The sequence below is a fragment of the Bradyrhizobium sp. genome (assembly GCF_027451485.1).
Classification (GTDB): domain Bacteria; phylum Pseudomonadota; class Alphaproteobacteria; order Rhizobiales; family Xanthobacteraceae; genus Bradyrhizobium.
Window position 1 is genome coordinate 1 of the sequence record NZ_DAIDJE010000058.1, and the last position, 3498, is coordinate 3498.

A 3498-nucleotide genomic window follows, 5' to 3' on the forward strand; every position below is an offset into this window, starting at 1 on the left:
GCCGCCGCCGGCTATAACTTCGGCCTGCTGCTGCGGTGGCTGGCAGAGCTGTTGCGTGTCATCATCCGGGCCTTCATCGATACCGTCCCGGCTCAAAACATGCTTGAGCTGGGCGCCGCGTTAGTTCTTCACGGACGACTCGGGGGCGACTGGCCTTCGCTTTCAGCATCACTTCAGCGGGATCAACTCGGCGACTGCGGCCGTCCCTTCGATAAAAGTTGGCGGGCAATTGTCTGCGGCGAGCTTGAGCAGCTTTTGCGCCTCCTTCTTGTTCTTCTTCAGAAGAGCGAATTCGCCGCCGTAGAAATTGGCCTCACATGTTTGTGTGGCCTTGACTTGCGGGTCGGTGCTGGAGGCCGCGCCAAGGGTCTGTTCGATGGTTGTCTCGCCGAGAAACAGGCGAATGACGGGCGCCGGCCAAACCGTCATGTCGAGCGTCTTGGCAGCCTCCGCCAGATGGCTTGGCGCGTGGTTACGGCGCTCGGCAAGCTCGCGCCACAGCGCGGCATAAGTGTCCTTCGGGTTGAGTTCGGTCGCTTTCCTGAAATCTGCCTCGGCATCTGCATTGCGGTCGCCGATGGCGTAATAGGCGACGCCGCGGTTGAAATAGGCCATCGAGTCGTCCGGCTCCAGTTTGATGGCCTTGCCAAAATCCACGGTGGCCGCCGGATTGTTGCCGAGCATGAAGGAGAGGCGGCCGCGGGCAAAGTAAGCCTGCGCATAATTGGGATCGAGCCGCAGCGTTTCGTTCATGTCGTCCATCGCGCGTGCGAGATCGCCTTTCCTTTTATACAGATCGCCGCGCAAGAAATGCGCCGGCGCATAGGTGGGATCCAGCGCGATCGACTGATTGAGATCCGCCAGCGCGCGATCGAAATCCCCCTTGCTTTTGTAGAGGCTGCCCCGTTCGGCATAGGCCCAGGCATTTTTCGGGTCTAGCCGAAGTGCTTCGTTGAAATCGGAGGAGGCGTGCTCGAAGTCGGATTTGCTCAAATAGACATTTCCGCGATTTAAGTAAGCCGACGCAAGATTGCGATCGATGCGGATCGATTCATTGCAGTCCGTCAACGCACGATCGGTATCCTTCTTGGCCCACCACCATCCGCAGCGGCTGCTTAACGCTTTGGCGCGCTCTTGTGCCGACGTCTTCGCATCCTTGATCAGGCGGTCGCAGGCCGCGATCCCGTCGTCGGCCTTGTCGATCTGACCGGCGAAGCTGCATCGGTCGAGATCGCCCTGCGCGTTCGCTGCATCGAAACTGAAGAGCACTGCCAACACAGCCAGGAGTATTGAAAACCGCATTTCTTCTCCATCGTCTTTCGCCTGCAACGGCCGCTCAGGATGCAGCATTTCCTACGTTGGCAGACGGCATTCCTGCAAGATTCTTGAACTGTCTGTGCTCGCGCGCTTGTGTTGCCGCCGCGGCGTGCAGCCTCAAATTCGACATGACGAGGTCGCGGGGCGCGCCGCGTTACTCGTCAATTTCGTCTCAAGGAATTCCGGAAGCCGGCTGGGGCAGCGGTCAAACGTTCAAAAAATCCATGCAAAAACAGTTGCTTGAGCTGTCCAATGTTGAAAACCCGCGTGTGCACATTTTGCAACACCTGCCAGAAAATGGACTGTGACAAAGATTCATAAGGCAAGTTTAAATTGCCTTTTTGTCGCGGGGGGGCGCACTCTTGGATCACGAAATGGGCACGCCGGATTCGTCGCGTTCGGAGAAATCCGATGACGAGGGGCCAAAGTAAAAGCCGGCGGCCTGGGGTGGTTTTTTGAGTTTCACATCATGAGGGGACACATGAAATTTGACAGCAAGGCTCTCTTGGCGGCGGCGGGTTTGACCGCTCTCGCGTTTACCCCGGCCTACGCAACCGAGGGAGGCGATCAGGCCACCAAGCCGGGTGCTTTCATCGGCGCCAGCGCCGGCGTTCCGCCGCCGGGCATCTACATGTTCAACCAGGTCTTCACCTATGACGCTAACTTGGTTGGACCGGGGACCGCCCGGTTAAATCCGCCTGGCACGAAAACCGGCGTTCAAGCGGCTGTTGACGTTCAGGGCTTCCTGTTCGTCCCCGGCTGGACCTTCCTGGGTGCGACCTACGACGCCGTCATCGTGCAGCCGTTTGTGCAGCAGAGCCTCGGCAGCCCGATCAACGTGCAAGCTGCCGGCATGTTCAATACCTATATCGTTCCGGTGGAATTGAGCTGGAAGCTCGGGACCAGCGGCTTTGCGATCAAGACCGGCCTTGGCATTTACCTGGACGATGGCGCGACGACGAGCCCGGCTACCCTCAACGGCCCGGCGAACCCGTACTACACCTTCCAGCCAGAATTGATCGTGTCGTATCTGGCGAACGGCTGGAACCTGACCGCCGCGATGTATGACGAAATCAACACGGAGAATCGGGTTACCCATTACACCACGGGTAATATCTTCCACGCCGACTTCACCGCCACCAAGACGATCGGCAAGTGGACATTCGGTCCTGTCGCCTACTACGTCGGTCAGGTCACCGATGACTCATGCCCCGTCAGTTGTACCGCGCTTGGCGGTAGCATCTTGAACCACGTCCAGCGATATGATGAATGGGCGGTCGGTGGCCTGATCGGATATGATTTCGGGCCGGCAAGCGTCTCGGTTTGGGCAACGCAGGAAGTCTACGCCCACGGACGGAACGACGCAGCTTTGGCGGCGGCTGGCAACGATCCTTCTCTGATGGCACAGGGCATGACGGTCTTCGCGACCCTCAGCTATCGCCTCTGGGCGCCTGAGGAGCCGGCAAAGGCCCCGATGTTCCACAAGTAAGGACGATCGACTAACGTCCTGACGTAACAAGGCCCCCTTCCGAGAGATCGGGAGGGGGCCTTTCCTTTTTTGGCCTGTGGCGGAAGCGCCGCACGCATGGAGAGCATCGGCCTCTCATCCGGAAGCCTTCACCAGATGCGAATGGAAGTTGTGCCCGAGCTAATCCAGGCTGCCGCGATGCAGGTCGGCCTGGATTTGCAGTCGCGTTCCGCCGCCAAAGCGGGCACGATAGACCTGCAAGTTCTCGATGATCCGCTGCACGTAATTCCGCGTCTCCGAGAACGGGATGAGTTCGACCCAGTCGACGGCATCGACCCTCGGATCGCGCGGATCGCCGTAGCGCTCGATCCATTTTCTGACGCTGCCGCGGCCGGCGTTGTAGGCCGCAAAGGTCATGATGTAGGAGCCGCGGTAATCGTTGAGCAGGCCGCCAAGCTCGGCGGCCCCCAGTGCGGCGTTGTAGACGGGATCGGTTTTCATCCGGGTGAGGTCGAAGCTGGTGCCGTACTTCTTGCAGACATACCGGCCGGCTTCCGGCGTCACCTGCAATAAGCCATAGGCTTGGGCAGGCGAGACGACCGCCGGATTGAAGGCGCTCTCCTGCCGGGCGATAGCGTAGATGATGCTCGGTTCGACTTCGGGGCCGATCGACCTGAACTGGGGAATTCCCGTCACCGGATAGGCGTAGAAGT

At 59.5% G+C, this 3498-nt stretch carries 4 protein-coding genes; 2 read left to right on the forward strand and 2 right to left on the reverse strand.

Annotated elements, in window-relative coordinates; all coding sequences use genetic code 11:
- Nucleotides 1-168: 168 nt before the first annotated feature.
- The gene (locus NEZ08_RS08270; protein ID WP_298106123.1) at nt 169-1302 is read right to left on the reverse strand and encodes a tetratricopeptide repeat protein; all 1134 of its coding nucleotides are present in this window, start codon (nt 1300-1302) and stop codon (nt 169-171) included.
- Between NEZ08_RS08270 and NEZ08_RS08275 the strand changes: the two genes are divergently transcribed.
- Together NEZ08_RS08275 and NEZ08_RS08280 are read left to right on the forward strand one after the other, a co-directional pair.
- Nucleotides 1290-1625, forward strand: coding sequence for a hypothetical protein (locus NEZ08_RS08275; protein WP_298106124.1), 336 nt, complete (start codon nt 1290-1292; stop codon nt 1623-1625). The two genes, NEZ08_RS08270 and NEZ08_RS08275, sit on opposite strands and share 13 nt — an antisense overlap.
- 173 nt (nt 1626-1798) lie before the next feature.
- Nucleotides 1799-2806: a transporter gene (locus tag NEZ08_RS08280; RefSeq protein ID WP_298106125.1), complete on the forward strand. Its 1008-nt coding sequence runs from the start codon at nt 1799-1801 to the stop codon at nt 2804-2806.
- Between the two features lie 159 nt (nt 2807-2965).
- On the opposite strand, the gene NEZ08_RS08285 is transcribed toward NEZ08_RS08280, so the two are convergent.
- Nucleotides 2966-3498: lytic transglycosylase domain-containing protein (locus NEZ08_RS08285; protein ID WP_298106126.1), on the reverse strand; the 533-nt coding region annotated here is incomplete at its 5' end.